The sequence below is a fragment of the Bradyrhizobium sp. WCU1 genome, from assembly GCF_053474805.1.
Genome location: NZ_CM130280.1, coordinates 4,643,008 through 4,669,481, shown reverse-complemented (window position 1 = coordinate 4,669,481; position 26,474 = coordinate 4,643,008). Strand labels below are relative to the sequence as shown.

Genomic DNA, 26,474 nt, shown 5'->3' with positions numbered 1-26,474 from the left:
CCTCAAACCATAGAGCAGGGACAAAGGTTCAAAATGCGTTAGCAAAAAATGAGTTCCGCGCAACGCACAACTGCGTAGGCAGCAGACTTAGTCTGCCACCATGGCGTCCGGGCAACATCAGAGGCGTGGGGGCAACATCAGGAACCGGGATTGCGGCGCGGCACGAAGGCGGTCGCGAGGAACGAGAACACCACCTCATTGCGCTGATTGACGCCGGTGTTGCGGGCCTGAAGGATGCCCCATTCGGGCCGCTTCCCGGACGTGCGCTTGGTCTCGACCTGGTTGGAGTAGCTGATGGTATCGCCCGCCAGCACCGGGCGGATCCAGCGCAGCTCGCGGAAGCCCGGCGAGGGTCCCCAGACCGCGACCTTCTCACCGCGCGCAGCGGCTTGCGCGGCGAGTTGCTTGCCGTCGGCGACCAGCAGCTTCATGCAGACGCTGGCGACGTGCCAGCCCGATGCCGCGAGCCCACCGAACAGCGAGTTGCGCCCCGCCTCCTCGTCGAGGTGGAAGCGCTGCGGATCGAACTGCGCGGCAAAGCGCTTGATGTCCTCGGCGGTGAAGGTGAATGAACCGATCGCGCGCTGGTCGCCGATCTCGATGTCTTCGAAGAAACGCATCTTAGTTACCCGCGCCTTGCCGGCGGCTGACGATGATCGGCGACTCCATCTCGCACAGAATCTCGCCACGCGCGTTGCGCATCGTGCCCTTGAAGGTGACGATGCCGGTTTCCGGGCGGCTCTTCGAAACCCGCGCCTCGACGACGCCGACGTCCAGCGTCAAATCGTCACCCGGACGCAGCGGCGCCACCCAGCGCATCTCGTTGACCCCGGGCGAGCCGAGCGAGGCGGTGCGGCCGATGAAGCCGTCGAACAGCATCCGCATCATCAGCGAGCCGAGATGCCAGCCGGAGCCCGACAGGCCGCGGAGCATGGATTTCTTCGCCGCCTCCTCGTCGAGATGCATCGGCTGCGGGTCGAATTCGGCGGCGAAGGCGAGGATTTCCTCGCGCGACACATGGCGAGGGCCGAACGTGCCGAAACGGCCGGGCTTGAAGTCTTCGAAGGTCAGCGTGGTCATGAGATGAGGATATGCCGGAGGGAAGCCCGATTGTGGCCGTTATTTGCAGCAATCACAACTGGCCCACTCGCATAGCTCGACCCTGGACTGCCGGCGCCCGGTCCGGGGCTGGCCTCTGGCGAGACCGATTGGGCTCCTGCGGTAGCGATCCCCGTGGTGCGGAAGCGCCTTGGCGCGGTCCTGGACCATTGGCCCGGCGAACGCTTCGTCCCCTATTGCCGCCTCCGCGCAGGCGCCTGGGATGAAGTGATCACGCCGGGGGTGACGCAGTAGGATGAACGAGACGCGAATCATATGTCGGCTGGCCGGGAGAACCATGATGTTCGATTTCCAGGATCTGTTTCAGTGGGACCGCTTCATCACGCCCACGATCATCAAGACGTTCTACTGGCTGGTGATCGCAGTCATCGTGCTGTTCGGAATCTCCGGCGTCCTGTGGAGCCTCACGGCAATGGCAATCAGCCCGTTCGTCGGCTTCATTCAGCTGCTTGCGTCGATCGCCAGCATGTTCGTCGGCATCGTGTTCTCGCGCATTATCGCCGAGTTCATCCTGATCGTGTTCCGGATCAACGAACATCTCGGCGCGATCCGCGACCGCGACGGCGGCATGCACTGAGCCGTCCGGCCTCTGGCCGAGCCGTGGTTAATCCGAAGTAGTCGGCGCGCGCAAATGCCAGCGAAATTCCGGCCAGGATATTAAAGCCGCTCGCGTATCACCCCTGCATTGCCGAGACCAATGCGGGGGCGTCGTGACTTCCAGGACTGGTTTTATTGCCGGGAGGCCGGGCACAGCGCCGGGCTTCACGACTGAGGATATTCTGTGGGCTGTCGGCATCTGGTCGGTGATCCTGACCCTGGCGCCGGTGATCGTGTTCTATCTGTTGATGGTGGCGTAACGCCATCCATCGCGTCATTGCGAGGAGCGCGCGACAAAATTGCAAAGCAATTTTGCGCCGAAGCGACGAAGCAATCCATCGGTCGGTACGCGTGGACAAAAGGATTGCTTCGCGGAGCCTGTCATCGGGCGCGCGTTCGCGCGACCCGTTGGTTCGCAATGACAATGGCTCGCAATGACAATCACGCAAAAAACGCGCGGGTACCGCGCGTTCTTTCCAGTTCGAACCAGAGCGGCGTTGTTACGCCGCCTGCTTGTGCATTGCGCCCGACGCCGACGCCGTACCGCGGATCGCCTTGATCGAACGTTCGATCGCGGCCCACAGCCGGTTGATTTCGGCAGCGGCGCGGCCTTCCGCGTAATATTCGCGAGCGCCTTCACCCTGGCCGAGCGCCATCAGCAGATCGGCGCGGTTGGTGATCTGGCCGCTCCACACCGGTGCGCGGAACTTCGCCAGCGCCTCGCGCGCGATCGCGACGATGCGGCTTTCGGCACCGTCACGCTGCGCGGGCGCGCCGTTGATCACGACGGCATAGGGCTTGCGCATCGAGCGGCAGGTCTGGATGGTTTCCTGCACCGCATTGACGTCGAACACGCCGGGACGCGCCGGAATGATCACCATGGTGGCGTTCTTGATCGAGTCGTCGACCACGGCCGACAGGTTCGGCGGCGTGTCGATGAACACCCACTCGATGCCGTCGCGCTTGGCCTGCGCGATGATCCCGCTGACCGAATTCACCGCCGTCTTGATCGCGGGTTCGTTGGTGCCGCGCAGCTTGTGCCAGAGAGTGAGCGAACCCTGCGGATCGGCGTCGATCAGCAGACAGGGCTTCGTCGCCTTGTGCACTTGCGCGGCGAGGTGAGCAGCCAGGGTACTTTTTCCCGAGCCCCCCTTACGCGAAGCGAAAACAATCACGTTCATACGTTGGCCTCCAGATTGACCCCAGGAGGCGAAAATGAATCAGCACGCTGATTCGCGAAAGAAAAAACTTCTTGCAATCCGCAAAGCGGCCAAGATTACCGGTGCATTCTGCTTTTTGAGTCACACTGTAATTATGACACAACCGAAAATGGAAGCTAAGCGCTTGATTTGACTCAGGGCTGGCATTTTTCGGCAGTTTTGGCGCGCTCGCGCGCGATCCATTTGCGTTCGATCCAGCCAAGCAGTTGCGCGGTGGGCCTCTGCAGCAACGGAACGTCCTGCGCGAACAAAAGGAGTCCGAGCGGCAGCATCCAGAGTCCGAGCACCGGCAGGAAGCTGAAGATGCCGCCGATGATCAAGAGGATCGCGAGCGGAATCCGCACATGGCGTGACGACGGTTTGCGCAGCCACGCGACGAAGCGTGCCGGCTTCTCCGGAAGCTTGGCCTCGAACCAGGCGAAGTGCCGATCGATCTCCTGTCTGTCAAATTCGCTCACGCGCCTCACTCCATCCGTTCCGGAACGGATCCTGCAAGCAACACCAGTCCCAGAGATGATGCTGCGTGACAGCGTCACAAGGCGTCAGTCTGTCGCGCATGACGGTCTTGAAAAACGCAGCTGCGCGATCGCGCGAAGTCGCGTCGCGCTTCGGGGACGCTTGCGTGCGCGCGACGGGAACCAGATCAGTAGGTGGACTTCTTCGCCTTGTGCGATCTGGAGACCTTGCGCTTGGCAGGCCGCCGCTCCTCGCGCTCGCTCGCCTCACGCGGCTCGGGACCACCGCGGAAGAAGACGCGGCAGGCGGGCGAGAGCTGCGCCCTATTCCTGATCATGCAGGCCGTGATGCGGTCGACGTCGGGAATCTCGGGACCACAAAGCCGGAACGCATCCGGCGTACAGGCCTCCTGCTGGTCGGGGGTGTAGGCCTCGCCCCGGCCCGGCAGCAGCAGCGCCGCAACGGCGACCACGAGCATCAACGCAAACGAAAAACTCCTTGAACCGGCGATCCCCATGCATCCCCCCAAGGCAGCACCAAGCGTATACAAAAGGTGGCGTTTCCGAGAGTGTGAGTGAAGAAACGCAGAAGCGCAAGCAGGCGTGGTGACACGCTGCGGCCGGTTGGATTTTCGCGACCATTGCAAGTTGCTGACAGAAATTGCCAATTCACGGCGCCGTTGTGGCTGACTGGTATCGCTTCCTCCCAAGTCGGTCGCCGACACGAGCCGGCGCCACGCTTGTCAATTCTATTAAAGCGAGTATCGTGTCTTCATTGCTCGCAGATACCATAATTCAGTGGCAACCTGCCCGGCCGCGGTGGCTTGTTCCGCTCGCGCCTGGTTCTTGCATGGTGGCCCGGCCATTGCAGGAGCGTCACATTGTCCGAACCAATCGCATTCGTGATGACCGGCGTCCGCCCGGACGGAACGACCCGCGGCGCTCGCGCTCCAGCCCCGACCGCAACGGAGCATCTGAAAGACTCCGTGATTGTGACGGCGCAACGCGGCGCCGGTGACGCGACCATCAAGACCAAAGCTGCCCTTCCCGGAGAGGATATCGTCGTCATCGATATCGCAGGTGGGCCTTCGCTGTGGCTTCATCCCGAATCCGCGCGGGATCTGCTGCAATCGCAGCATGATCCGCTCGCACGCGAGGGAAGCGCGCTCGGTCCGGGAGAGGTGCGCGTGCCCGGCCGGCTGCAGTGGCGCCTTGAGGACACGGCACCGCTGTCGCGCGGCATCTTCGGCGACGTGCAGGTGGGAGCGCTCCATATCGTCAGCGGGATCGTCGAGGACAAGGCGGCCGCCTTCGTCGCCTCGAAGGTCGTCAAGTCGTTTGATTCACAGGTCGACCCCGGCGTCTATCGGCTGCAGCCTGACAAGCTCGAGCCGCTCAAGGGGCGCGACACGTCCGCGATCGCCGCTGACGACGGGGCGTCGCTGGTTCTGATCCACGGAACCTTCAGCCAGACGACCGGCACGTTCGGCAAGCTCTGGACCGAGCACCCGGAGCTGGTGGCTGCGCTGTTCAAGTCCTATGACAACAGGGTCTATGCCCTCGACCATCCGACGCTCGGGGCCAGCCCGATCGCCAATGCCATCACGCTCGCCGAAGCGGCGCCCAGGAAAGCACGACTTCACCTCCTGACGCATTCGCGCGGCGGACTGGTCGCCGAGGTGCTGGCACGCGTCTGCGCCAATCCGCGGCTGTCCGATCTGGACCTGTTCAAGGAGGATGGTTCGAGCGCAGCTGAGCTCAAGAGGCTCGCCGAGATCGTCTCGGACAAGAAGATTTCAATCGAGCGCGTGGTCCGCGTCGCATGCCCGGCGCGCGGCACGTTGCTCGCCTCCAAGCGGCTTGATGCCTATGTGTCGGTGCTGAAATGGGCGCTCGAGCTCGCCCAGATTCCGATTGCGCCGCAACTCGTCGACTTTCTCGGTGAGGTCGCCCGTCGCCGCGCGAACCCCGACGAGGTGCCCGGTCTTGCGGCACAGATTCCGGACTCTCCGCTGATCCGCTGGCTCCACTCGGCAACGAGCCCGATCAGCGGCGATCTGCGCGTGGTCGCCGGCGATCTCCAGGGCGACTCGGTGGTGTCCTGGGTCAAGGCGTTGCTGTCGGACGCCTTCTTCTGGACCGACAACGATCTGGTGGTGCAGACGCGATCGATGTATGGCGGCTCACCCCGGGAGAGGGACTCGACATTCGTTCTTGATCAGGGCGGCAAGGTCTCGCACTTCAACTATTTCAGCAACACCCAGACGGCATCGGCGGTGGTCGACGCCCTGACCAGGACGGGCAGCACGTCGCCCGACGGGTTCAGCGTGATCGGCCCGCTCTCCTGGGCCGGACAATCATCGAGCGGAGCTCGTGCGCGACTGCCCGTACGTCCCGCCAGCAAAGCGGCCGAACTGCCGGCGCTGTTCGTCCTGCCCGGAATTCTCGGCAGCAATCTCAAGATCGACGACGAGCGGATCTGGTTGGGGTGGCGCCTCGTCAACGGTCTCAAGCGGCTCACCTACGAACCCGGCAAGAAGGACGGTGTTGAACCCGATGACCCGATCGGGATCTATTACGACGATCTCGCGACCGCGATGTTCAGCGATCATGACGTCAAGCCATTCGCATTCGACTGGCGCCTGCCGATTGTGGCCGAAGCAAAACGGCTCGCGGAGGCGATCGCGGCTGCGCTCGACGCGCGCAAGACATCGCGGCAGCCAGTGCGGATCATCGCCCATTCGATGGGCGGACTGCTTGCGCGCGCCATGCAGCTCGTCGATCCCACGACCTGGAATCGGATGATACAATCCGACGGAGCGCGGATTCTCATGCTCGGAACGCCGAACGGCGGATCCTGGACGCCAATGCAGGTGCTGTCGGGCGACGACAGCTTCGGCAATCTCCTCATCAATGTCGGCGCGCCGTTCTCCAGCAACGAGACGCGTCAGTTGATCGCCGATTTCCCGGGATTCATTCAGCTCCAGGCCGGCCTGTTGGACGGGCTCGACAAGGAGAGCGCCTGGAGAGATCTCGCAAAATCCGATCTCGATGCCATCCGCGCGCGCAGCACGTGGCATAATCTGGCACTTCAGCTGGCTCAATTCCAATGGGGTATTCCGCCGCAAGCCGTGCTTGATGATGCCGCCGAGCTCCGTCGCAGGCTCGACAAGCAGCGCGACGAGGACCTCGTCGCCTGGGCCGACCGGCTGCTGCTGGTGGTCGGCAAGGCGCCGAGCACGCCGGCCGGCTACGAGAGCTCGAGCGACGGCGACCGAGGGCTCGCCTATCTCGACGTCGGCGACGGCGATGGCCGGGTCACGCTGGAAAGCGCGGAGCTTCCGGGAGTAGCGACCTGGCTTGCGGATTCCGATCACGGTTCGCTGCCGCGGTACAAGGTTGCATTCGAAGCCTATCGCGAGCTTCTGAACACCGGCAGCACGACGCGGCTCGCCCGGGTCTCCGCGACCGGCACCGCCCGGCAAAAGACCGCTGACACCGTCGGACCGGTCGCGCGAGCCCGTCCTGCCCGACTGCGGATGCGGCAATCGCCGCCGCAAAGCGAGCTCGACGTGCTGTCCTCGGCGGCAGCGCGCGCGCCGCAAGCCGCACCAGCTTCGACATCCCTGCGTATCGACGTCGTCAACGGCGATCTCACCTTTATCGCCGAACCCTTGCTGATCGGCCACTACCGGTCGTCGAGCCTCACCGGCGCGGAAGCGGCGATCGATCGTGTCCTCAATGGTGCGATGAGCGCATCGTTGCAGCGCGGTCTGTACGCCACCGGTCCGGGAACATTTCAGATCTTCCTGAATCTCAGCCGCGATCCCGTCAAGCTGATGCCGCTGCCGGCAGCAGTGATCGTCGCAGGTCTCGGCCCCGAAGGCGAATTGCGCGGCTCGGATCTCGTCGACACGGTCCGGCAGGCCGTGATCGGATGGTCGCAGCGTCTCACTGAACGCAGTCCGATCGCCACCGGATTTACGCTGGCGACCACGCTGCTGGGCAGCGGCGGCAGCGGCATCACGCCCGGGCAGGCCGCCCAGCTGATCGCCCAGGGCGTCCGTGAGGCCAATGAGCAGATCGCGGAAAAGGGCCCTGCAAACGCGCAGTGGCCGCGTGTCGACCGGCTCAAGATCATCGAACTCTATCTCGACCGCGCGAGCGACGCCTGGAATGCGCTGCAGACCCTCGCGATCTCGGCACCCGGCGCCTACACCGTCGCCCCGACCATTGCAGGCGAAGCCGGCGCACTGCGCCGGCCGCCGGAGGCCGGATATCGCGGTGCCGACTACGACTTCATCAGTGCGCTCGTCCTGAAGACCGAAGGCGACAGCCAGGAGATCGCTTACACCATCAACTCGAAACGGGCGCGCAACGACGTGCGCCCCCAGCCGATGCAAGTGCGGCTCATCAAGAACCTGGTGACCACCGCCTCCAACAACACCAACACCGACACGCAGATCGGCCGAACCTTGTTCACCCTGCTCCTGCCCCGCGATCTCGAGTCGTTCCTGGGCGGCAGCACGGCGACGGTGCTGGAGCTTGACCAAGGAACGGCCCCGATACCCTGGGAGGCCCTGGAGTCGCCGACGGCTTCGAACCGGCAGAAGCCATGGTCGATCCGGACCAAGCTGTTGCGCAAGCTGCGGATGACGACGCCCGACATCGCGGTGAACAGCGCCACGGCCGATGACGACATTCTTGTGATCGGCGACCCTGCCTGCGATCGAGCGAACTATCCGATCCTGCTGGGCGCCAGGCGCGAAGCCCTCGAGGTCGCGACGTTCCTGACCGCGGCCACGACATCTCCCGATAGCCGGACGTCCGCCGCAGCACGGGTGACATCCGTGATCAGCGGTCCCAACCCAAGTGATCCCGAACCCGACGCTACCGCCGTGCTCAATGCGGCCTGCAAGAAATCCTGGCGGATCATCCATGTCGCGGGCCATGGCGAACCGCCGACGGAGACCGACAAGGGCTTCGAGACAAGGGGCGTGGTGCTCTCGGGCGGTTCGTTCCTGGGAGCCAATGAAATCCAGGCGTTACGGGTCCAACCCGAGCTTGTGTTCGTGAATTGCTGCCATCTCGGGACCAGCGCGCCGAACGATCTGCTCGGGCCTACCAACTACAATCGCGCGCAATTTGCGTCGGGTGTCGCCCAGGCCCTTATCAAGAGTGGCGTCCGATGCGTGATCGCCGCCGGCTGGGCGGTGGACGATGAGGCTGCAAGCGTATTTGCCAAGGAGTTCTATCACGCGCTGCTCGGAGGCAAGCGCTTCATCGACGCGGTCGCATCTGCCAGGGAAGGTGCCTATGCCCGCGGCGGCAACACTTGGGCGGCCTATCAGTGCTACGGTGACCCCGACTGGCGATTCCGGCCTGCAACCGGCGATGCACAACGCCCGACTGCTCCGGGGCAGGAATTTTCCAGCATTGCCTCTGCCCCATCGCTGATCTTCGCGCTCGAGCAGATCGGGGTGGAAAGCGAGTACCAGCGCAAGTCTCCTGACATTCAGGCCGGACGCCTGCGCTATCTGGAAGCAACCTTCGGCCAGTATCGAGACCGCGGGGACGTCGCCGAGGCGTTCGGAAACGCGTGGATGAAATCGCGCCGCTTTGCGGAGGCGATCGAATGGTACGAGCGCGCGAGGGCGGCACAGGATGGAGCGGCGTCCCTGATCGCGATCGAGCAACTGGCCAATGCGAAGAGCCGCCAGGCCTTGAACAACATCAAGAACAATGCCGCCCCGTCGGCGACGGCCTTTAGCGAGGCGCGCGCGGCCATCAAGGATGCGATGGCGCTGCTCGACACGCTGCTGACCTTGGCGCGGACCTACGAGCGGGAAAGCCTTTACGGCTCCGGGTTCAAGCGACTGGCGATGCTCGAAGCCCTGGCCGGCGATCACTCCGCCGAAATGCAGGCGATCAATCGGATGTGGCAGCACTACAGCGCCGCGGAGACGATTGCCCGCGACACCAAGACGCGTCCGTTCTTTTACCCGGCGATGAACCGGATCGCAGCGCAATTGGTGCTCGCGAGGCCGCTCAAGACCAATGACATCACGGAGGTGCGCCAATCGATGTCATCCGTCGCGCCGGACTTCTGGTCGGTCGTCGGACAGACCGAACTCGACCTGTTCGAGTCGGTCGCAGCCGGCAGTCTTGCGCCGGACGTCGACCGCCTGATCGAGGACTTCCGGAAACACTACGCCCGCGTCAGCAACCCCACGATGTGGGGTTCCGTCCTCGACAACACTGAATTCGTGCTCGCCAGATACGTCGGGTCTGCGGGGCAGAACGAGAAGACTGCCGCCGACCGGCTCCTCGCTGAACTGAGGTTGCACGCGGGAAGCGAGCCACCGGCCGCAGCGGCGAAGCCGGGCGCTGCCAAGCGGCGAGCCAAGACCGCCAAACGTGCAGCGAAAGGGAAGCGGCGTCGCTGATCGAGACGGGCAACAGAGAGACGATCGGGTCCTGGCGATTGATCCGATTGGTACAGTTGGGTGGGCTCGAACCACCGACCTCCTGTTCCACAGACAGGCGCTCTAACCAACTGAGCTACAACTGCATCCTGGCGCGCGGCCCCGCAAAAAGGGGGGCGGCGATTTCGGCGGAAACTAGGTGCAACGCCGCGCTTTGGCAAGGCCGTAACACGCTGATTTCCGCTCTTATCTCGGGCCGTTCGACGGCCCTCGTCCAGCAAAAAGGCCCGGACCGCTTCGGCCCGGGCCTTCGCTCAAGTCCTGCGGGCCAAAGATCAGGCGGCCGGCTGCTGGGTGAACTTCGCGGCGCTGGCCTTGATCGGCTCGGCGGTCTCGCTGGCGACCTTCTGGCCGAGTTCGGCCAGTTCCTTGGCCTGCGCGGTGTAGGTCTCGAACTGCTTGCGGGCGTGCGAGGTCCACAGCTCGACGGCTTCGGTCGGCGACTTCACGGTGAACAGCTCCTGGGCGAAGTCGAGCGAGGAGGTGGTGTTGGCCTTGAAGAACTCGATCAGCTTGGCCGAATACGCAGTGGCTCCCTTGTTGATCGAGGTGAAGACGGCCTCGACGGTCGAGTTGTGGGTCTCGGCAGCGTCCTTGAACTTGGCGTAGCTGTCGCGAGCCTGCAGCACGCCCTTCTCGGCGAACGCGCGAACCTGCTCGGGAACCTCGAACGGGATGATCGAGGCGGAAAACGGATCGGACGGGTTGGTCATACGTGTAATCCTTCGCAACGGGTGACTAGATGGAACTAGATGTGACCATTGCGGACGTCCCGGAGCCAGCAGGCCGGGAGCGTTGAAATGGATCACGCTGCCTTGATTCACGGGAGTGCCCTTCGTCGGGCGCGCCTAATAAACACCCATATCATGTCAATTTTGTGCAACGCAACGTAAGATCGCGTGCGGCGCCACATTTTTTATAAGGCGGAATATAGGGTTACCGCGCCCGACCCGGGTTGGGCCTGCCGCGGCCGCCCCGGATCGGCGGCCCGGTCAGCTCTCTTCAGCTCAGCTCTTGGGCTTCACCGCATCCATCGCGGCACGGCTGACCGCCTGGCCCATTTCGCTGGCCTGCTCGGCGAGCGCGCGCATCTGGCCCTGCACATATTCGCTGTGCAGCCGCATCACCTCGGTGAGGTCCTTGGCCTTGAGCAGCGACTGGGCGTAGTTGAGCGACGACTGCACGTTCTTTTCGGCATAGGACAGCGCCTTGGCGGAGACGTCCTTGGCGCCGGCGCGCATCGTGGCGTTGCGCTCCTCGATCTTGCCGGCGGTATCCCGCGCGTTGGTCACGAACTGCTCGAACGCCTTGCGCGCCTGATCGAAGCTCGCCTCCGCCATCGACCGCATGTCCTTGGGAATCTCGAATTTGGGGATCTCGAAATGGTCACGCCCGTTGTCGCTCATGGTCGCTCTCCCTCGCTTGGTGATCGGCCCGCCGGTTGGCCCCGCAGGCGCCCGGCAGCTTATATCGGTACACTGCGATAGCAGGTGTGACGCGGCACCGCCCTGGTTCCGCTTCACGCTGTCACAGCAGGTTCTGCGGGACAACGCGAAACGGCTGTGGATCGTTCAGCCAAGTTAACGTTATCCAGCCTTTGGCGGGGGCACTCTCGCGGCGGACATGGACCTGCCGCTCCCCGCTTGCGATACTAACCTTCTGTTAAGGCTGTCGTCCTGCGGCTGCCGGCCTTCGGCAATGCGAGGAAGAAAGCCAAACCTATGCGGTCAAATCTTGCGTGATGAGTGACGCTGAATTCCAGATCCAGGCGCTCGGCGATGTGAGGCTGGCGGACCATGCGACGGCAGCCCTGCCGGCATGGCTGTGGTCGGCCGACGGCGCACGGATCCGCTGGGCCAATCCGGTCGGCGCGCAGGTATTCGGTGCCGCCAACGGCGCCGAATTGGCGAAGCGCACTTTCGGTCCGGCCGATCCGCATCGCCGCCAGGTCGCGCGGCTCGGCTCCAATCTTGGCGCGGGCGGCGCGGTGCGGCTGGAGCGGCTGCGCGGCTTCGGCGCGCCGCCCGGCATGCTGGCGACCTGCGGCTGCAGGCGCATCGAGCTATCCGACGGCAGCCACGGCATCCTGATGACCGCGTTCAATGCTGGCGGCCGCGGCATGCCGCTCGCCGAGCGCTTGCAGCGGCTGGTGCAGGGACTGGAGCGTCCGGCCGCCGCCTTCACCGGCGACGGATTGTTGATCGCAGCCAATGAGGCGGCGCGTTCGCTGCCCGGCCTGCACGATCTCAGCGAAGCCGGCCTCGATGCGGCGCGCGGCGAGGCACTGGCGCAGGGCCGCGCGGCGGCGAGCGTCGCGATCGGCCGCGTCGTGCTGCAGCGGATCGGCCACGGCGCCGATCGCGCGCTGATCGCGTTGATCAAGCCGGCGCCCGCTGTCGCGGCCAAACCCGCGGCGCCGATCATGCCTGAGCCGGTTGCGCCGGAGGTGGCTGCAACGGAAGCCGCCGCAGCCACGCCGCAGGAGGCTGCGGCCGTGGCGCCGGCACCTGCCATGGTCGAACCGCGAGTGGCGCATCACGAGGCAACGCATCACGAGACTCCTGCAGAGATCGATGCGGCGCCCGCGAGCTTCACGCTGTTCGATGCGCTGGACCCGCCGGCGGAAGAAACCACCGCAGTCGAGCCGGTGATCAGCGCGGCTGCATCCGGGACCTCGGACGTTGCGGCATCTCACGCGCCGGCGGAACCGACGCACGTCGAGACAGTGTCCGCCGAGACCACGCCGTTCGATACCACGCCCGACGAGAGCCCCGCCGTCGAGGAGCCGCTGTCGGAAGCGCTCATCGAGGAGCCAGCCGAAACGCATCCGGAGACCGCGCCCGATCTCGAACGGACGGCAAGCGCGCCGGCTCCGGAACCATCGGCGCCGCCGGCCGATGCCGCGCCCTCGCCCTATGCGATCGCGGATGCGCCCGCTGCGCCGCCCGCCGCCGAACCGGAGCCCGCGTCGCAGGCGCCGGTGCCGCCGCCATCCTGGCTCGACGAGCCCTTGCCGGTGCGGCGACATCCGCTGCGCTTCATGTGGCAGATGGACCACGAGGCCCGCTTCTCGCTCGGCTCCGACGAATTCACCCGCCTGATCGGCCTGCACACCGCGGCAGGCTTCGGCCGGCTCTGGAGCGATATCGCCGAGGCCTTCGGCCTCGATCCGGAGGGCCGCGTCCTCAAGGCGTTCGCCAGCCACGACACCTGGAGCGGCATCACGCTGCACTGGCCGGTCGATGGCGGCGGCCGGCTGCCGGTCGAATTGTCCGGCTTGCCGGTGTTCGACAGGAACCGGAATTTCGCCGGCTATCGCGGCTTTGGTGTGTGTCGCGACCTCGACGGCCTTGCGCGACTCGCTGCATTGCGCCGCTATGAGTTCTTCAGCGGCTCGATCGCGCCGCGATCGCTGTCCGCCGGTGTCACGCCGGCGCCACGCGTCGATGCGCCGCCCGGGCCCGCCGCGTTGCCGCCCGAAAATCCTCCGCCGCACGCGGAGCCGCCGCCCGATACGACCGCGAGTGCACCACCCGAGGAATTGACCGAACCAGTCGCAACAGAGCCTTCACACCAAGCCGATCCGGATCACGCCGTGGAAACGAACGAGGAAACGCACGACGTGCGTCACGACCCGCCACCGAATGTGGTGCCGTTCCGCCCCGCCGGCGACACCAGGCCGCCGTCGCTGACGCCGGTCGAGAACAACGCCTTCAACGAGCTCGCGCGGCAATTGTCGGCGCGGCTCGAGAGCGAGGCCGGCCTCACCGCGACGACGAACGAGAGCGCCCCGATCGCGCCGGTTGCCGAAGCGCCGCCCGCGCTCGAAGCGCTGCAGCAGGCCGACGTGCAGCCGGAGACGGTCGCGCAACCGGAGACGCCGGCCGACACGCCGAAGGCCGGCTGGCTCGCCGCCGCCGGGCCCGCGCCGAGCGCCTATTCCCGCCGCGACCGCGCGCTGCTCGATTTGCTGCCGGTCGGCATCCTGATCTACCGGCTCGACCGCCTGCTCTATGCCAACCACGCGTTCCTCGCGCGCATGGGCCATGACAGCCTGCACGCCCTGGAAGCCGCCGGCGGACTCGACGCGCTCTATGTCGAGCCCGGCGTCTCGCAGGCGAGCAGCACCTCCGGCACCGGCACGCCGGTGACGATCTCCGCCAACCAGAACGGCGACACCGAGCAGGTGTCCGCGGAGGCGCGGCTGCACACCATCACCTGGGACGACGATTCGGCACTGGCGCTGATCTTCTCGCGCACGCTCGACGAGGACACCGCGGTCGCGGCCGCGTCATCTGATCCGGAGCCGGAGGCAGCGGCCGCGGAGCCTGTGCTCGCGCCGGCGCCGCCGCAGGCCGGCCACGCCGACGCTGAGGAGCTCGGCGCCATCCTCGACACCGCGGCCGAGGGTATCATCATGTTCGATGCCGAGGGCCAGATCCATTCCTGCAACCGTAGCGCCGAGGCGCTGTTCGGCTATGACGGCGACGAGCTCGTCATGCACAATCTCGCCGACCTGTTCGCACCGGAGAGCCGGCACGGCATCTTCGACTATCTCGCGAGCGTGAAATCTTCCGGCGTCGCCAGCCTGCTCGACCATGGGCGCGAGACGCTCGGCCGCGTCCGCCAGGGCGGCATCATCCCGCTGTCGGTGACGATGGGCCGTACCCGCGCCGACGGCCCGAACTTCTTTGCCGTGTTCCGCGACCTGTCACAGACCAGGAAGAACGAGAGCGAACTGCGCGAGGCGCGGCGGCTCGCCGAACGTGCGGCCAACGCCAAGACCGACATGCTGGCGCGGATCAGCCACGAGCTGCGCACGCCGCTCAACGCCATTATCGGCTTCGCCGAGGTGATGATCGGCGAACGCTTCGGCACGCTCGGCAACGAGCGCTATGTCGAATACATGAAGGACATCCGCGCCTCCGGCGAGCGGGTGATCGCCATCGTCAACGACCTGCTGGATCTGTCGCGGATCGAGACCGGCAAGCTCGACCTCGCCTTCACCAGCCAGAACCTCAACGAGATGGTGGAGAGCTGCGTCGCGGTGATGCAGCCGCAGGCCAACCGCGAGCGCATCATCATCCGCACCTCGCTCGCGCACACCCTGCCGCCGGTCGTCGCCGATGCCCGCGCGTTGCGCCAGATCACGCTGAACCTGATCGGCAACTCGATCCATCTCGCCAATGCCGGCGGCCAGGTGATCGTCTCGACCGCGCTGTCGGATTTCGGCGAGGTGATGCTGCGGGTGCGCGACACCGGCCAGAGCCTCAACGACAACGAGGTCGCCGCGGCGCTGGAACCGTTCCGCGCGCCGACGCCGTCCGACCAGGCCGGCTCCGGCGGCGTCAGCCTGTCGCTGACCAAGGCGCTGGTCGAAGCCAACCGCGCCAAATTCCAGATCAGGACCGGCGGCCGCACCGGCACCCTGATCGAGGTGACCTTCGCCCACGCCGCCGCGACGGCGTGAGGAATACGCTATGCGACGTTCCGCGTAAGGGACGCACTGGCGGAAGGGCTCCCTCCCCCCTTGCGGGGGAGGGTTGGGGAGAGGGGTAGCCACACGGCACGGCCTCTTCATTCAACAAGCTTCAACGCCCGCGGCGCATGGTTGCGAAAGCGACGCTCACGACGATCATCTCGCCCGGGGCGCACCCCTCTCCCCACCCTCCCCCGCAAGGGTAGGGGAATCGCATATGGCGATGGAGGGGTGTTGCCAAGCGGTTGGAACTGGATTCTTTGGGTGTCTCTCGCTTCCCGAGGGAGACCAGAATGCGCCAACTCAAGCGCCTGCTTCGACCACTCAAGGACCCCCGCGCCAGCAACGTGCGGCACGATCTGGTGGAGATCATCGTCATCGCCTTGGCGGCGACACTGGCCGGCGCCAAGACCTGCACCGAGTTCGAGTTCTTCGGCAAAGGCCGAGAGGAGCTGTTGCAGCGGTTCCTGGAGCTCAGATCCGGCATCCCCAGCCACGATACGTTCAGCAACGTCTTCCGTGCTCTGGACCCGAAGGGGTTGGAAGCGATTTTGCGCAAGCTCAGCAAGGGCTTCGGCATCAAGGGCGTGGTCAGCATCGACGGCAAGGCGTTGCGCGGCGCCTTCATGCGTGGGCGGCAATCCACACCGCTGCATATGGTCAATGTCTGGGCGGCAGGCACACGCATGGCGCTGGCTCAAAGGAAGGCCCCCAATCGCAACGAGGTTGCCGGCGTTCTCGAAGTCCTCGCCTCGCTCGATCTGGACGGCGCTCTTGTCACTGCCGACGCCTTGCATTGCCGGCCCGATGTCGCGCAAGCCATCCGCGACCGGAAGGGCCACTACGTTCTGGCCATCAAGAGCAATCGCGGCCGGCTCTTCAAGGCCGCCAAGGCGTTGCTCGACACCGCCCGACGGCCTGCGCGAGCAAGCCAGCGAAGAACCGCCGCCCACGATCGCATCGAGCGCCGGCAAGCCATCATCGTGCCGGCACCGCAATTGGCGAAGCAACATGGCTTCCCCGCTATCGTCGCGGTCGGCCGCATCGACAGCTGGCGCGCAACTGCCGGCAAGCCTGCCAAGCGGACGGCCCGATACTTTCTGGCTTCGCGGCGGCTGCCAGCCAAGAAGCTGCTCGACGTCGTCCGCGCCCACTGGAGCATCGAGAACAACCTGCACTGGGTTCTCGACGTTCTGTTCGACGAGGACGCTTGCCGCAGCCGCAAGGACCACGCCCCGGAGAACCTTGCCGTCATCCGCAAGCTCGCCATCAACGCCCTGCAAGCCACGCCAGGTCCAGCGCGGACCAGCCACAAAATGCTCCAGGCAAGATGGAGCAACGACTTCCTTCTCACCGTCCTGGCCCATATGCGATAGCCCTACCCGCAAGGGGGGAGGGAGCCTGAAGAGGGTGCTCACCTCACATGCACGACGCCGACGCGCCGCGCCTTACGGCTGCTTGATCTCCACCGTCTGGCGCTTGCCGGCGGCGATGGTGAACGGCTTTTCGACCTTCTGGCCGTCGGCATAGGTCGCGACCGCGACATAGTCGCCGGCGTTGAGCGCGACGTTGTAGGTCGCCTCATAGTTCACCGCGACGTGCTTGCGCTCGTCGTTGAGGTCGCGCTCGGCGCTGTAGATGTCGATCTGCTGGGCACTGTCGGTCTTGATCCCGACCACGCCGGCATTGAGATTGACCGTGACCCGGGTCGGCGCGCCGGACTTCACTTCCGTGCTCGCGGTGCCCCTCGCCTCGCCGACCGTCACCTTCACCTCGTAGCTGCCGCCGGGCAGATCGAACTTCGATTCGGGATCGTACTCCTGCGCGACCTTGTCGCCCTCGTCGCCGTCGGGCTTCGCAGGCTGGTGGACCGCGACCACGAGGTCCTTCTCGACCTTGGGCCCGCCTTCCGCATAGGTGGTGGTGACGATCAGCTTGCCGACATCGATCGTCAGCTGCACGTTGCTGGAATCGCCGGCGGCGACCGTGAACGGCTTGCTGGTCTTCGACTGGCCCTTGGTCAGCGTCAGCGTGTAATTGCCGGCGGCGAGCACGAAGCGCGGCACCGCGTCGTACTCCTGCGCAACCACCTTGCCGCCCTTGTCGGTGACCTGCCAGACCACGTCGTCGACCTTGCCCACACCGCCGGCCATCGCGCCTTCGCTGGTGACGTAGCCGGCATCGAGGATGACGTCGAGCGCAGCCGGTTTGCCCTTCTCGACCTTGAGCGGAAACTCGCGCTTGAGCTGCCGGTAGGTCACCTCGACGATGTAATCGCCGGGCGCGATATTGTCGGCGAACGGCGCACCGTAGAAGGTGTTGACGTGCTCGCCCTTCTCGTCGCCGGCGCGCTTGAAGATGCCCCAATTGACGTCCTCGTCGCTGATCGGATCGAGCCCTTCGGCGAGCCGCGCGACGCCGCGAAGGTTCTTGCCGAGATAGGGATCGGCCGCCGCCGGCTTCGGCGGCGCCTCGCTGGCGACCCTGGTGCCTTGCGTCGCCGCCACCGCCTTGGTCAGCGCGCCGGTCAGGCTCGCGGCGTTGCCGGCATCGAGATAGACCCCGCCGGTCGCGCGCGCGATGCATTGCAACTGGCTCTTCGCCGCGGGATCGGCGACGTCAAGGCCGATCACATGGGCGGTGAAGCCGATGCCGGCCTTCTTCAACTCGGCAGCCGCCGCGCACGGATCGGGCGCGCAGGTCTCGATCCCGTCGGAGACCAGGATCACGTTGGCCTTGTTCTCGGTCGAGTGCAGCGCCTCTGCGGCCGCACGCAGTGAATCCGAGATCGGGGTCTTGCCTTTCGGGTTGACGCCGTCGATCGCAGCCTTGATCCTCACCGGATCGAACGTGCTGACCGGCACCATCAGCTCGATGTCCTTGCAGTCGCCCTTCGAGCGATGGCCGTAGACCATGACGCCGAGACGATCGGCCGGATTCCATTTCGACAGGATCGCATCGACCGCCTGGCGCGCAGCGGAGATCTTGCTCTGCCCGTCGACCAGGCCCCACATCGAGCCGGATGCATCGAGCACGAGAATGGTGTCGGTGCCCTGTGCCTGCGCCTCGGCGCCGTGAAGTGACAGCAACGCCAGGCCAAGCGACAGCATACCGGCAACGAACGAGCGGCGAAGAATCTTGATCACGGATCGATCCTCGATGATGGAGACAATCGGAGGGCGGAGACGGCTGCGGTGGCACGGAGTGTCGAAGGATCACCCGCGTGCAACTTCAGCAGTCCCCTTGTTTTGGATTTTGTCTTTTGACGGCTGGTGTACTTAATCCACGCGATTTCGATGCGCGAGCAACCGGGCGCCTGAAGGGGTTGAGATAGCGCAACTCGCGTCCGGACACTTGGACTATAGCGACACGCGTTTGGCCTGACGCGACACACGGATGACAATTGGATTGCTTCCGCAGGTGCGATAGCTTGAAGCAAGAACTATCTTCATCGTCGTCCCGGCGAAGGCCGGGACCCTTTACCCCAAATCTCGATTGTTGCGCGTCGCTGGGGCCGCAGCCTGTGTTTCAACAACGCTACCCTGTGGTTATGGGTCCCGGCCTTCGCCCTAGGGCATGCACACATCTAGTTGGGTGGGGATTCCCGAATCGGTATTTCGTGTGATTCATATTGCGGCACTTCGGCTTTGGCGGAGGTGTCGACATGCTGGCGCAAATTGACTGGTCATTAGGTCGGTTCGGGGATCTCCGCCTCGATAAAGGGGGGCGGCGCTCGTCGAATGCATGGTCGCGGGCAAGGATGTCTGCCTGCGACGGCTGGCAGGAGGCATGCGTGCCCGGGAGGTGCGCTTCAACCGCTTTCTCGGCAATGCCAAGGTGACGACGACGCGGATAATCGAAAGCTGGAGCGATGGTACGGTAATGGCGGCCGAAGGCCGCCATGTGCTGGCGATCCAGGATACCAGCGAGATCAATTTTGCCACCAAGGCACAAAACCGGCGTGGCTTGGGCGAGATCGGTCATGGCAACACCCGCGGGGTGTTGCTGCACCCGATGCTGGCCGCAGACGCGGAAAGCGGCTGCTGCCTTGGCCTGTTGCACGGCGAGATCTGGACCCGCCAGGGCCGCCGCACCGTCTCGCACGACAATCGCGATCTGAAGGACAAAGAATCGCAACGCTGGATCGCGACCGCTCTGGCAGCCAAGCCGCTGTTGGCGAAGGCTGCGATGGTGACCATGCTGGGCGACCGCGAGAGCGACATCTTCGCGCTCTACGCCTGCGCCGCAGAACACCAGTTCCACGTCATTGCCCGGAGCATGCATGATCGCAAGCTGGCGGATGGCTGTGGCCTGTATGCGGCCAGCGAGGCCATGACCAGCATCGAACAACGGACCATCGTATTGCCTGCGCGAGCACAACGGCCTGAGCGGGCTGCGCTTCTCGATCTGCGCTTCGGCGCCGTCGAACTGGCCCGACCGCAAACCAAGTTCCTGCGCCATCTGCCGAAAAGCCTACCCTTGATCCTGGTCGATGTGCGCGAGATCGAGCCGCAGGCCGGGATCGAGCCGCTGCACTGGCGGCTGCTCACCACGCATCCGGTGACGAATGCAGAAGAGGCCTGGCGCATTATCGAATGGTACAAGCGGCGGTGGCTGATCGAGCAGTTCTTCCGCATCTTGAAGACACAAGGCCTCAAGCTCGAAGACAGTCAGATCGGGACCGCCGAGCGGCTTCTCAAGCTGGTCGCGATCGCGGCCAAGGCGGCAGTCATCTCCCTTCAGCTTGTGCAGGCGCGCGATGGTCGCGACAACCAGTCTGTCCGAATTGCCTTCAATGCTGGGGAAGTCGCTACACTTGCCGCCCTCAATCGCAACCTCGAAGCCCAAAGCAAGCGGCTGAGAAACCCGCACCCGCCTGACAGCCTCGCTTGGGCCGCCTGGATTATCGGCCGGCTCGGCGGCTGGGACGGCTATCCATCGTCCAAACCGCCGGGCCCCATCACTATGAAACACGGCCTGCAATACTTCCACGCCGCAGCCGCTGGATGGTCCCTCAGAGATCTGTGCATGCCCTAGGGCCTTCGCCGGGACGACAGCACCATTGGGCACAGGCGTACCACACCATCAACAACCACGGCTTGGATGTGTGGCGCGTTAGCCGCCCCCACTCAAATCGCCCGCGCAAACCTGCGAAAGCCCGGTGCGCCGGTCAGCGCTTCGAAGGCGGCGTCGCGCTTCTCTTCGGCGAAGGCGAAACCCGCCTTGGTGTAGCAGCGTTCGGCCGCGTCGTTGCCGATCAGGAACGAGATCGACGCCCGCGCGAAACCTGCCGCCTTGCCGTCGGCGAGCGCGCGGCCGATCAGCTCCTGCACCAGACCACGGCTGTGTTGCGACGCTTGCCTGGCGACATGCTCGATCAGCCAGTCACCCTCGCCGCCCTGCACCCAGCAGTTACGGGCATAGCCGCCGCGCGCGACGATGGCATCGGCATCCATGCCGGTCTCTGCCGCGACTTCCTCGATCGCCGCGCGGGCTGCGACGACCGTCCCGGACGCAGGCATCGCGCACAGCGCGGCAGCGGGGACGCCATCGACCTCAGCAATCAGGAAATGGGCGACGTGGTACCATGATCTCGCGCGCGCAACGGCGAGCCGCGTCATGAACGCCAGGCACTCTCCCTCCGGCCGATCGAGCGCGATGTCGAACCAGCCGCGCGGCACCGGGCCGCGCTGCGCGGCCAGCACGACACGGGCGATGAAGCCGGCATCGTCGGAGCGTGCGGGACGGATCGAGGATCGTCCCGCGCCGCTCATCTCAGGTGTTCTTCAGCGCGACGCGGAATTCCGCCTCGGTCTTGGCCTTGACCTCGTCGAGCGTGACGCCGTCGGCGAGCTCGATCAGCGCCATGCCATCCTTGCCGTGCTTGTCGATGGTGAACACCGCGAGGTCGGTCACGACCATGTCGACCACGCGCTCGCCGGTCAGCGGCAGATTGCACTGCTTGAGCAGCTTGGGGCCGTCCTTCGCGGAATGCTCCATCACGACGACGACGCGCTTGACGCCGGCGACGAGGTCCATGGCGCCACCCATGCCCTTCACCATCTTGCCGGGGATCATCCAGTTGGCGAGGTCGCCGTTCTGCGCCACCTGCATGGCGCCGAGGATCGACAGGTCGATATGGCCGCCGCGCACCATGCCGAACGACTCGGCCGAGGAGAAATAGCTGGTCGAGGGCAGCTCGCTCACGGTCTGCTTGCCGGCGTTGATGAGGTCGGCATCGACCTCGTCCTCGTAAGGGAACGGACCCATGCCAAGCATGCCGTTCTCGCTCTGCAGGTTCACGTCGACGCCGTCGGGGATGTAGTTCGAGACCAGCGTCGGGATGCCGATGCCGAGATTGACGTAATAGCCGTCGCGCAGCTCCTTGGCGGCGCGGGCGGCCATCTGTTCACGGGTCCAGGCCATGAGGCTCTCCTGAAAAGGTCTGATTTAGGCGGCGGGCCGCGGACGGGTGTTGCGGAATTCGATCCGCTTCTTGCCCGTGCCGACCTCGATGATGCGTTTGACGAAGATGCCGGGCGTGTGGATGTGGTCCGGGTCGATCTCGCCGGCCGGCACCAGATGCTCGACCTCGGCGACGGTGACCTTCGCGGCGGTCGCCATCATCGGGTTAAAGTTGCGCGCGGTCTTGCGGTAGACCAGGTTGCCGGCGGTGTCGCCCTTCCAGGCATGGACGATGGCGACGTCGGCGAACAGGCCGCGCTCCATGATGTACTTCTCGCCGTCGAATTCCTTCACTTCCTTGCCTTCGGCGATCAGCGTGCCGACGCCGGTCTTGGTGTAGAAGGCCGGAATTCCGGCGCCGCCGGCGCGGATGCGCTCTGCCAGCGTGCCCTGCGGGTTGAACTCGAGCTCCAGCTCGCCGGCGAGATATTGCTGGGCGAACAGCTTGTTCTCGCCGACATAGGACGAGATCATCTTCTTGATCTGGCGCGTCTCCAGCAGTCGGCTGAGGCCGATGCCGTCGACGCCGGCATTGTTTGACACGACCGTCAGGCCCTTGACGCCGGAATCGCGGATCGCGTCCGACAGGGTCTCGGCGATGCCGCAAAGGCCAAAGCCTCCCGACATGATCATGATGCCGTCCTTGAGGAGACCATCGAGTGCCGATTTGGCGTCGGGATAAACTTTGTTCATGCAGCGAATACCTGATGGAGGGCGCGGAACGGCTTTGGCAAAGCGGATTATTAGGCGAAATCTTCGCAATGCGTCAATCACGGCCCCGTGCGGCGACGGGCGGCAGCCTGCGGCGGCAACATGGCCTTGAAAGCGTCAAGAAAACCCTTCAAGTTGCGTGGGTTGGCAGGGGCCTCCGGCGAGCGCCCGCTGTGTTCGACAACGACCCGACAAACCTCAACCCGACCCGGATATGTCATTGACGATGGCCCAAGGAATTAAGCGCCTGGGGATGCCGATCGCGGCGCTTCTCGGCCTGGCGCTGGTCGGGCTGGTCGGAACGTCGTGGTTCCTCAACCGGGACGCGCTGCAGCGCGCGGTCGAGGCGCAGATTCGTGCCGTGACCGGGCTCGAGCTCGTCGTCAACGGGCCGATCGATGTTTCGGTGTTTCCGGGCAGCTACGTCTCCTTTCACAATGTCGGGCTGAAGGGCGCCGATACCGCCGGTCCCGCTTTGCAGGTCGACGTGCTGACCGCCAATCTGCGGCTGCTGCCGCTGTTGCTGCGGCGGTTCGAAATCGCCGACGTCATGATGCTCCGCCCGCATATCCGTGTGGTCCGCGACGCGGCCGGCGACAGCAACTGGACCCCCTTCGTCGAGACCATCGCCAAGGCGATGACACCAGGGGCCGAAAACCAGGTGTCATTCTCGGAAATCCGGATCCAGGACGGCGAGCTGAATTACGAGGACGGCACCAACAGCATCTCCGAACAGCTCGGCGATATCGACCTGTCGCTGGCCTGGCCGTCGATCTCGCGCTCCTTTGCCGCAACCGGCCAGTTCGACTGGCGCGGCGAGCGCGTCGACGGCTCGATCAGCGCCAGCGATTTCGTCGCGCTGCTGTCGGGCGACCGTTCCGGCCTCAAGGCCCGGCTGGCCAGCGCGCCGCTCAAGGTTGCGTTCGACGGAACCGTCGCCAACCGCACCAGCCTGATGATGGAAGGCACCGCCACCATGGACTCACCGTCGCTGCGCAACGCGCTGCGCTGGATGGGACAGGCGCCGCCCGGCGGCGGTGGCGGCTTCGGCCGCTTCGCGCTGAAGGCCCGCGCCAACGTGGTCGGCGGCTCGGTCGCGCTCACCAACGTCAACGTCGAGCTCGACGGCAATGTCGCCGAGGGCGTGATGACCTACGCCAATAACGGCCGGCAGACGCTGCAGGCGACGCTTGCCGCCGGCAATCTCGATTTCACGCCCTACATCTCGACCTTCCGCCTGCTCGCCAGCGGTCAGCGCGACTGGAACAGGCAGCTGTTCGACCTGTCCTCGCTGTCGTCGACCGATCTCGACATGCGCCTGTCGGCGGCCAAGGTCACGGTCGGCCCGTCGAAGCTCGGCCGCACCGCGTTCGGCGCCAATCTGCGCGGCGGCGCGCTCGCGCTCAGCGTCGGCGAGGCGCAGATGTATGGCGGCATCGCCAAGGGTTCGTTCGCGATCGCGCGCTCCGATGCGGTCGCCGACGTCAGGGCGCAATTCCAGTTCACTGATGTCGATTTGCAGGCCTGCGCCAGCGAGCTGTTCGGCATCAGCAAGCTCTCCGGACGCGGCAACCTCAACGTCTCGCTGACGGCCTCGGGCTCCAGCCCGTTCGGGCTCGCATCGTCGCTGGACGGCACCGCCACGCTGAACGGGCATGACGGCGCGATCGCGGGCTTCAATGTCGAGCAGCTGTTGCGGCGGCTGGAGAAGCGCCCGCTGTCCGGCGGCGGCAATTTCCGCTCCGGCTCGACGCCCTACGACAATCTCAACATCTCGGTGAAATTCGCCGACGGCGTTGCCACCGCCGACGACATCCATGTCGAGAGTCCCGCGGCGAAGATCACGCTGACCGGCACCGCCTCGGTGCCGTCGCGCGAGTACGATCTCAAGGGCGTCGCCAGCCTGACCTCGGCGGCAGCCGGCGGCAATGCGTTCGATCTGCCCTTCGTGATCCAGGGCCCATGGGACGATCCCTTGATCTTCCCCGATCCGGAAAGCCTGATCCGCCGCTCGCCGGCATCCGCCCCGCTGCTCGACGCGGTCAAGGATCGCAAGACGCGCGATGCGGTGCGCTCCGTGATCGAGCGCTTCACCGGCGGAGCCGCGCGGCCCGCCGCCGCGCCCGATGCGGCTGCCGGCGCGCCCGGCAACGGAGCGGCGACGGCGGCCGAGAACGCCAAGTCGAACTGACTGGCCGAACTGAGAAGCCGAACTGATCGATCCATTCACTTTCCGCATGGATGCACCGGGACTGATCCTTAGCCTTCATCGTGCACCCCTACAGAAGTCGTCGATCCGGCATCTTTATCGGGTCACGGGCATGCGCTAGTGTTTTCTCCAACCGGTTAAAAAAACCGGCCGCAAGAGGGAGAACAACGTGAGATCCAAGGTTATCGGTGCGCTATCGATTGCGGTCGCTGCGGTCGGCCTGTTTGCCGCAACTGCACCCGCTCTGGCCCAGGGCAATACGATCACCGTCTGGTGGGGCAAGGGATTTTACAAATCCGAAGACGACGCGCTGCTCGAGACGATCAAGAAATTCGAAGCCAAGACCGGCATCAAGGTCGAACTGTCGCAATACGCGATCCAGGACATGATTCCGAAGACGGTCGCCGCGCTGGATTCCGGCACCGTGCCCGACGTCGCCTATTCCGACACCTACGACGTGCAGGCCCAGGGCAAGTGGGCCTATGAGGGCAAGCTCGAGGATCTCTCCGACATCATGCTGCCGATGAAGGACGCCTTCGCGCCGAACACGCTGGAAGCGGCGCTGCTCTACAACGACGTCGCCAAGAAGAAGTCCTATTACGGCTTCCCGCTGAAGCAGCAGAGCATGCACGTCCAGATCTGGGGCGACATGCTGGAGAAAGCCGGCTTCAAGGCCGCCGACATCCCGACCAAGTGGGAAGATTACTGGACGTTCTGGTGCGACAAGGTGCAGCCGGCGATCCGCAAGGCGACCGGCCAGCGCATCTACGGCGTCGGCCAGCCGATGGGCGTGGAATCCACCGACTCGTTCCAGTCGTTCTACACCTTCATGGACGCCTACCACGTCAAGCTGGTCGACGACGACGGCAAGCTCCTGGTCGACGATCCCAAGGTGCGCGACGGCTTGATCCACGCGCTGAAGGACTACACCGACACCTACATCAAGGGCTGCACGCCGCCGTCCTCGACGACCTGGAAGGATCCGGACAACAACGTCGCCTTCCACAACAAGACGATCGTGATGACCCACAATTTCACGATCTCGATCGCGGCGAAGTGGTTCGAGGATTCCACCAACCCGGCGCTGACCGACGCGCAGCGCGCCGCAGGCAAGCAGGCCTATGAGCAGGACATCATCACGGCGTCCTTCCCCAAGGCGCCGGACGGCTCGACCATCAAGTACCGTTCCGACGTCAAGACCGGGCTGATCTTCGCCAACGCCAAGAACAAGGCCGAAGGCAAGCAGTTCATCGCCTTCCTGATGCAGGAAGACAATGTGCGGCCCTATGTCGAGGGCGCGCTCGGCCGCTGGTTCCCGGTAACCAAGGCGAGCCAGGCGAGCCCGTTCTGGCAGGCCGACCGGCACCGCAAGGCGGTGTGGAACCAGTTCACCGGCGGCACCACGCCGTTCGACTTCACCAAGAACTGGAAGTTCACCATCCTGAACAACGAGAACGTCTGGGCCAAGGCCATGAACCGCGTCGTCAGCGAGAAGGTGCCGGTGGACAAGGCCGTCGACGAACTGATCGCCCGCATCAAGCAAGTGGCGGGATGATGCAAACGATGACCAGCACTGCCGATACTTGCTCCGCGTCGTCCCGGCGAAAGCCGGGACCCATACGCCGCGGCAGTCATTTGAGAGCGAGTTGGTCATCGGCTTTCGTGCAACAACGACGGCCGGTGGTGATGGGTCCCGGCCTTCGCCGGGACGACGTAGGCGGCATCCTGCTCCAA

At 65.0% G+C, this 26,474-nt stretch carries 20 protein-coding genes and 1 tRNA gene; 9 read left to right on the top strand and 12 right to left on the bottom strand.

The window, feature by feature from the left end:
• Window positions 1–137: 137 nt before the first annotated feature.
• Window positions 138–620: a MaoC family dehydratase gene (locus ACTUWL_RS21545; protein ID WP_021081818.1), complete on the bottom strand. Its 483-nt coding sequence runs from the start codon at window positions 618–620 to the stop codon at window positions 138–140.
• A 1-nt stretch (window position 621) separates the two neighbouring features.
• Window positions 622–1,080, bottom strand: coding sequence for a MaoC family dehydratase (locus ACTUWL_RS21540; protein ID WP_021081817.1), 459 nt, complete (start codon window positions 1,078–1,080; stop codon window positions 622–624).
• Between the two features lie 319 nt (window positions 1,081–1,399).
• On the opposite strand from ACTUWL_RS21540, the gene ACTUWL_RS21535 reads away from it, so the two are divergent.
• Together ACTUWL_RS21535 and ACTUWL_RS21530 are read left to right on the top strand one after the other, a co-directional pair.
• Window positions 1,400–1,696, top strand: coding sequence for a DUF4282 domain-containing protein (locus ACTUWL_RS21535; RefSeq protein WP_021081816.1), 297 nt, complete (start codon window positions 1,400–1,402; stop codon window positions 1,694–1,696).
• Between the two features lie 133 nt (window positions 1,697–1,829).
• Window positions 1,830–1,976 carry a hypothetical protein gene (locus ACTUWL_RS21530; RefSeq protein ID WP_168471119.1) on the top strand — a complete coding sequence of 49 codons (147 nt, stop codon included), beginning with the start codon at window positions 1,830–1,832 and terminating at the stop codon, window positions 1,974–1,976.
• Between the two features lie 240 nt (window positions 1,977–2,216).
• Here the strand turns inward: ACTUWL_RS21530 and ACTUWL_RS21525 are convergent, their stop codons facing one another.
• Window positions 2,217–2,897, bottom strand: a complete 681-nt coding sequence (locus ACTUWL_RS21525; protein WP_021081815.1) for a ParA family protein — start codon at window positions 2,895–2,897, stop codon at window positions 2,217–2,219.
• 34 nt (window positions 2,898–2,931) lie between these two features.
• On the opposite strand from ACTUWL_RS21525, the gene ACTUWL_RS21520 reads away from it, so the two are divergent.
• Complete coding sequence (locus ACTUWL_RS21520) at window positions 2,932–3,069, top strand: hypothetical protein (protein WP_158267748.1); 138 nt, start codon at window positions 2,932–2,934, stop codon at window positions 3,067–3,069.
• A 1-nt stretch (window position 3,070) separates the two neighbouring features.
• Here ACTUWL_RS21520 and ACTUWL_RS21515 read toward each other — a convergent pair whose 3' ends face one another.
• Both ACTUWL_RS21515 and ACTUWL_RS21510 read right to left on the bottom strand, forming a co-directional pair.
• The gene (locus ACTUWL_RS21515; protein WP_021081814.1) at window positions 3,071–3,394 is read right to left on the bottom strand and encodes a hypothetical protein; all 324 of its coding nucleotides are present in this window, start codon (window positions 3,392–3,394) and stop codon (window positions 3,071–3,073) included.
• 185 nt (window positions 3,395–3,579) lie between these two features.
• A complete protein-coding gene (locus ACTUWL_RS21510; RefSeq protein WP_021081813.1) occupies window positions 3,580–3,909 on the bottom strand; it encodes a hypothetical protein in 330 nt (109 codons plus the stop codon).
• Window positions 3,910–4,272: 363 nt separating this feature from the next.
• On the opposite strand from ACTUWL_RS21510, the gene ACTUWL_RS21505 reads away from it, so the two are divergent.
• Window positions 4,273–9,837 carry a DUF7379 domain-containing protein gene (locus ACTUWL_RS21505; RefSeq protein ID WP_021081812.1) on the top strand — a complete coding sequence of 1,855 codons (5,565 nt, stop codon included), beginning with the start codon at window positions 4,273–4,275 and terminating at the stop codon, window positions 9,835–9,837.
• Between the two features lie 48 nt (window positions 9,838–9,885).
• Here ACTUWL_RS21505 and ACTUWL_RS21500 read toward each other — a convergent pair.
• From ACTUWL_RS21500 to ACTUWL_RS21490, 3 genes are all read right to left on the bottom strand, one after another.
• Window positions 9,886–9,962, bottom strand: a tRNA-His gene (locus ACTUWL_RS21500).
• A gap of 189 nt (window positions 9,963–10,151) precedes the next feature.
• Entirely contained in the window at window positions 10,152–10,589 is a 438-nt protein-coding gene (locus ACTUWL_RS21495; protein WP_021081811.1) for a phasin, read from the bottom strand.
• A 294-nt stretch (window positions 10,590–10,883) separates the two neighbouring features.
• Window positions 10,884–11,282: a phasin family protein gene (locus ACTUWL_RS21490; protein ID WP_021081810.1), complete on the bottom strand. Its 399-nt coding sequence runs from the start codon at window positions 11,280–11,282 to the stop codon at window positions 10,884–10,886.
• Between the two features lie 335 nt (window positions 11,283–11,617).
• Between ACTUWL_RS21490 and ACTUWL_RS21485 the strand changes: the two genes are divergently transcribed.
• Window positions 11,618–15,346 (top strand): PAS domain-containing protein, encoded by a 3,729-nt coding sequence (locus ACTUWL_RS21485; RefSeq protein ID WP_021081809.1) that lies wholly within the window; start codon window positions 11,618–11,620, stop codon window positions 15,344–15,346.
• A gap of 302 nt (window positions 15,347–15,648) precedes the next feature.
• On the top strand, window positions 15,649–16,731 hold the full coding sequence (locus ACTUWL_RS21480) for an ISAs1 family transposase (protein WP_106940577.1): 1,083 nt from the start codon (window positions 15,649–15,651) through the stop codon (window positions 16,729–16,731).
• A gap of 72 nt (window positions 16,732–16,803) precedes the next feature.
• Here the strand turns inward: ACTUWL_RS21480 and ACTUWL_RS21475 are convergent, their stop codons facing one another.
• Window positions 16,804–18,501, bottom strand: coding sequence for a vWA domain-containing protein (locus tag ACTUWL_RS21475; protein ID WP_021082495.1), 1,698 nt, complete (start codon window positions 18,499–18,501; stop codon window positions 16,804–16,806).
• Between the two features lie 598 nt (window positions 18,502–19,099).
• Between ACTUWL_RS21475 and ACTUWL_RS21470 the strand changes: the two genes are divergently transcribed.
• Window positions 19,100–20,392, top strand: a complete 1,293-nt coding sequence (locus ACTUWL_RS21470) for an IS4 family transposase (RefSeq protein WP_110201936.1) — start codon at window positions 19,100–19,102, stop codon at window positions 20,390–20,392.
• A gap of 92 nt (window positions 20,393–20,484) precedes the next feature.
• Here ACTUWL_RS21470 and ACTUWL_RS21465 read toward each other — a convergent pair whose 3' ends face one another.
• The 3 genes from ACTUWL_RS21465 to ACTUWL_RS21455 are packed head-to-tail and all read right to left on the bottom strand — an operon-like array spanning window position 20,485 to window position 22,513.
• Complete coding sequence (locus ACTUWL_RS21465) at window positions 20,485–21,129, bottom strand: acyl-CoA dehydrogenase (RefSeq protein ID WP_021078520.1); 645 nt, start codon at window positions 21,127–21,129, stop codon at window positions 20,485–20,487.
• 1 nt (window position 21,130) lies between these two features.
• Window positions 21,131–21,781 carry a 3-oxoacid CoA-transferase subunit B gene (locus ACTUWL_RS21460; protein ID WP_021078521.1) on the bottom strand — a complete coding sequence of 217 codons (651 nt, stop codon included), beginning with the start codon at window positions 21,779–21,781 and terminating at the stop codon, window positions 21,131–21,133.
• A gap of 24 nt (window positions 21,782–21,805) precedes the next feature.
• Window positions 21,806–22,513, bottom strand: coding sequence for a CoA transferase subunit A (locus tag ACTUWL_RS21455; protein WP_021078522.1), 708 nt, complete (start codon window positions 22,511–22,513; stop codon window positions 21,806–21,808).
• Between the two features lie 244 nt (window positions 22,514–22,757).
• Between ACTUWL_RS21455 and ACTUWL_RS21450 the strand changes: the two genes are divergently transcribed.
• Window positions 22,758–24,722, top strand: coding sequence for an AsmA family protein (locus tag ACTUWL_RS21450; RefSeq protein WP_021078523.1), 1,965 nt, complete (start codon window positions 22,758–22,760; stop codon window positions 24,720–24,722).
• Between the two features lie 187 nt (window positions 24,723–24,909).
• The gene (locus ACTUWL_RS21445; protein ID WP_021078524.1) at window positions 24,910–26,295 is read left to right on the top strand and encodes an ABC transporter substrate-binding protein; all 1,386 of its coding nucleotides are present in this window, start codon (window positions 24,910–24,912) and stop codon (window positions 26,293–26,295) included.
• Window positions 26,296–26,474: the final 179 nt, after the last annotated feature.

Coding starts and splice junctions, on each gene's coding strand:
- ACTUWL_RS21545 (WP_021081818.1), bottom strand. CDS start 620: ATGCGTTTCTTCGAAGACATCGAGATCGGCGACCAGCGCGCGATCGGT.
- ACTUWL_RS21540 (WP_021081817.1), bottom strand. CDS start 1,080: ATGACCACGCTGACCTTCGAAGACTTCAAGCCCGGCCGTTTCGGCACG.
- ACTUWL_RS21535 (WP_021081816.1), top strand. CDS start 1,400: ATGTTCGATTTCCAGGATCTGTTTCAGTGGGACCGCTTCATCACGCCC.
- ACTUWL_RS21525 (WP_021081815.1), bottom strand. CDS start 2,897: ATGAACGTGATTGTTTTCGCTTCGCGTAAGGGGGGCTCGGGAAAAAGT.
- ACTUWL_RS21520 (WP_158267748.1), top strand. CDS start 2,932: ATGAATCAGCACGCTGATTCGCGAAAGAAAAAACTTCTTGCAATCCGC.
- ACTUWL_RS21510 (WP_021081813.1), bottom strand. CDS start 3,909: ATGGGGATCGCCGGTTCAAGGAGTTTTTCGTTTGCGTTGATGCTCGTG.
- ACTUWL_RS21495 (WP_021081811.1), bottom strand. CDS start 10,589: ATGACCAACCCGTCCGATCCGTTTTCCGCCTCGATCATCCCGTTCGAG.
- ACTUWL_RS21490 (WP_021081810.1), bottom strand. CDS start 11,282: ATGAGCGACAACGGGCGTGACCATTTCGAGATCCCCAAATTCGAGATT.
- ACTUWL_RS21485 (WP_021081809.1), top strand. CDS start 11,618: ATGAGTGACGCTGAATTCCAGATCCAGGCGCTCGGCGATGTGAGGCTG.
- ACTUWL_RS21480 (WP_106940577.1), top strand. CDS start 15,649: ATGCGCCAACTCAAGCGCCTGCTTCGACCACTCAAGGACCCCCGCGCC.
- ACTUWL_RS21470 (WP_110201936.1), top strand. CDS start 19,100: ATGGTCGCGGGCAAGGATGTCTGCCTGCGACGGCTGGCAGGAGGCATG.
- ACTUWL_RS21465 (WP_021078520.1), bottom strand. CDS start 21,129: ATGAGCGGCGCGGGACGATCCTCGATCCGTCCCGCACGCTCCGACGAT.
- ACTUWL_RS21460 (WP_021078521.1), bottom strand. CDS start 21,781: ATGGCCTGGACCCGTGAACAGATGGCCGCCCGCGCCGCCAAGGAGCTG.
- ACTUWL_RS21455 (WP_021078522.1), bottom strand. CDS start 22,513: ATGAACAAAGTTTATCCCGACGCCAAATCGGCACTCGATGGTCTCCTC.
- ACTUWL_RS21450 (WP_021078523.1), top strand. CDS start 22,758: ATGGCCCAAGGAATTAAGCGCCTGGGGATGCCGATCGCGGCGCTTCTC.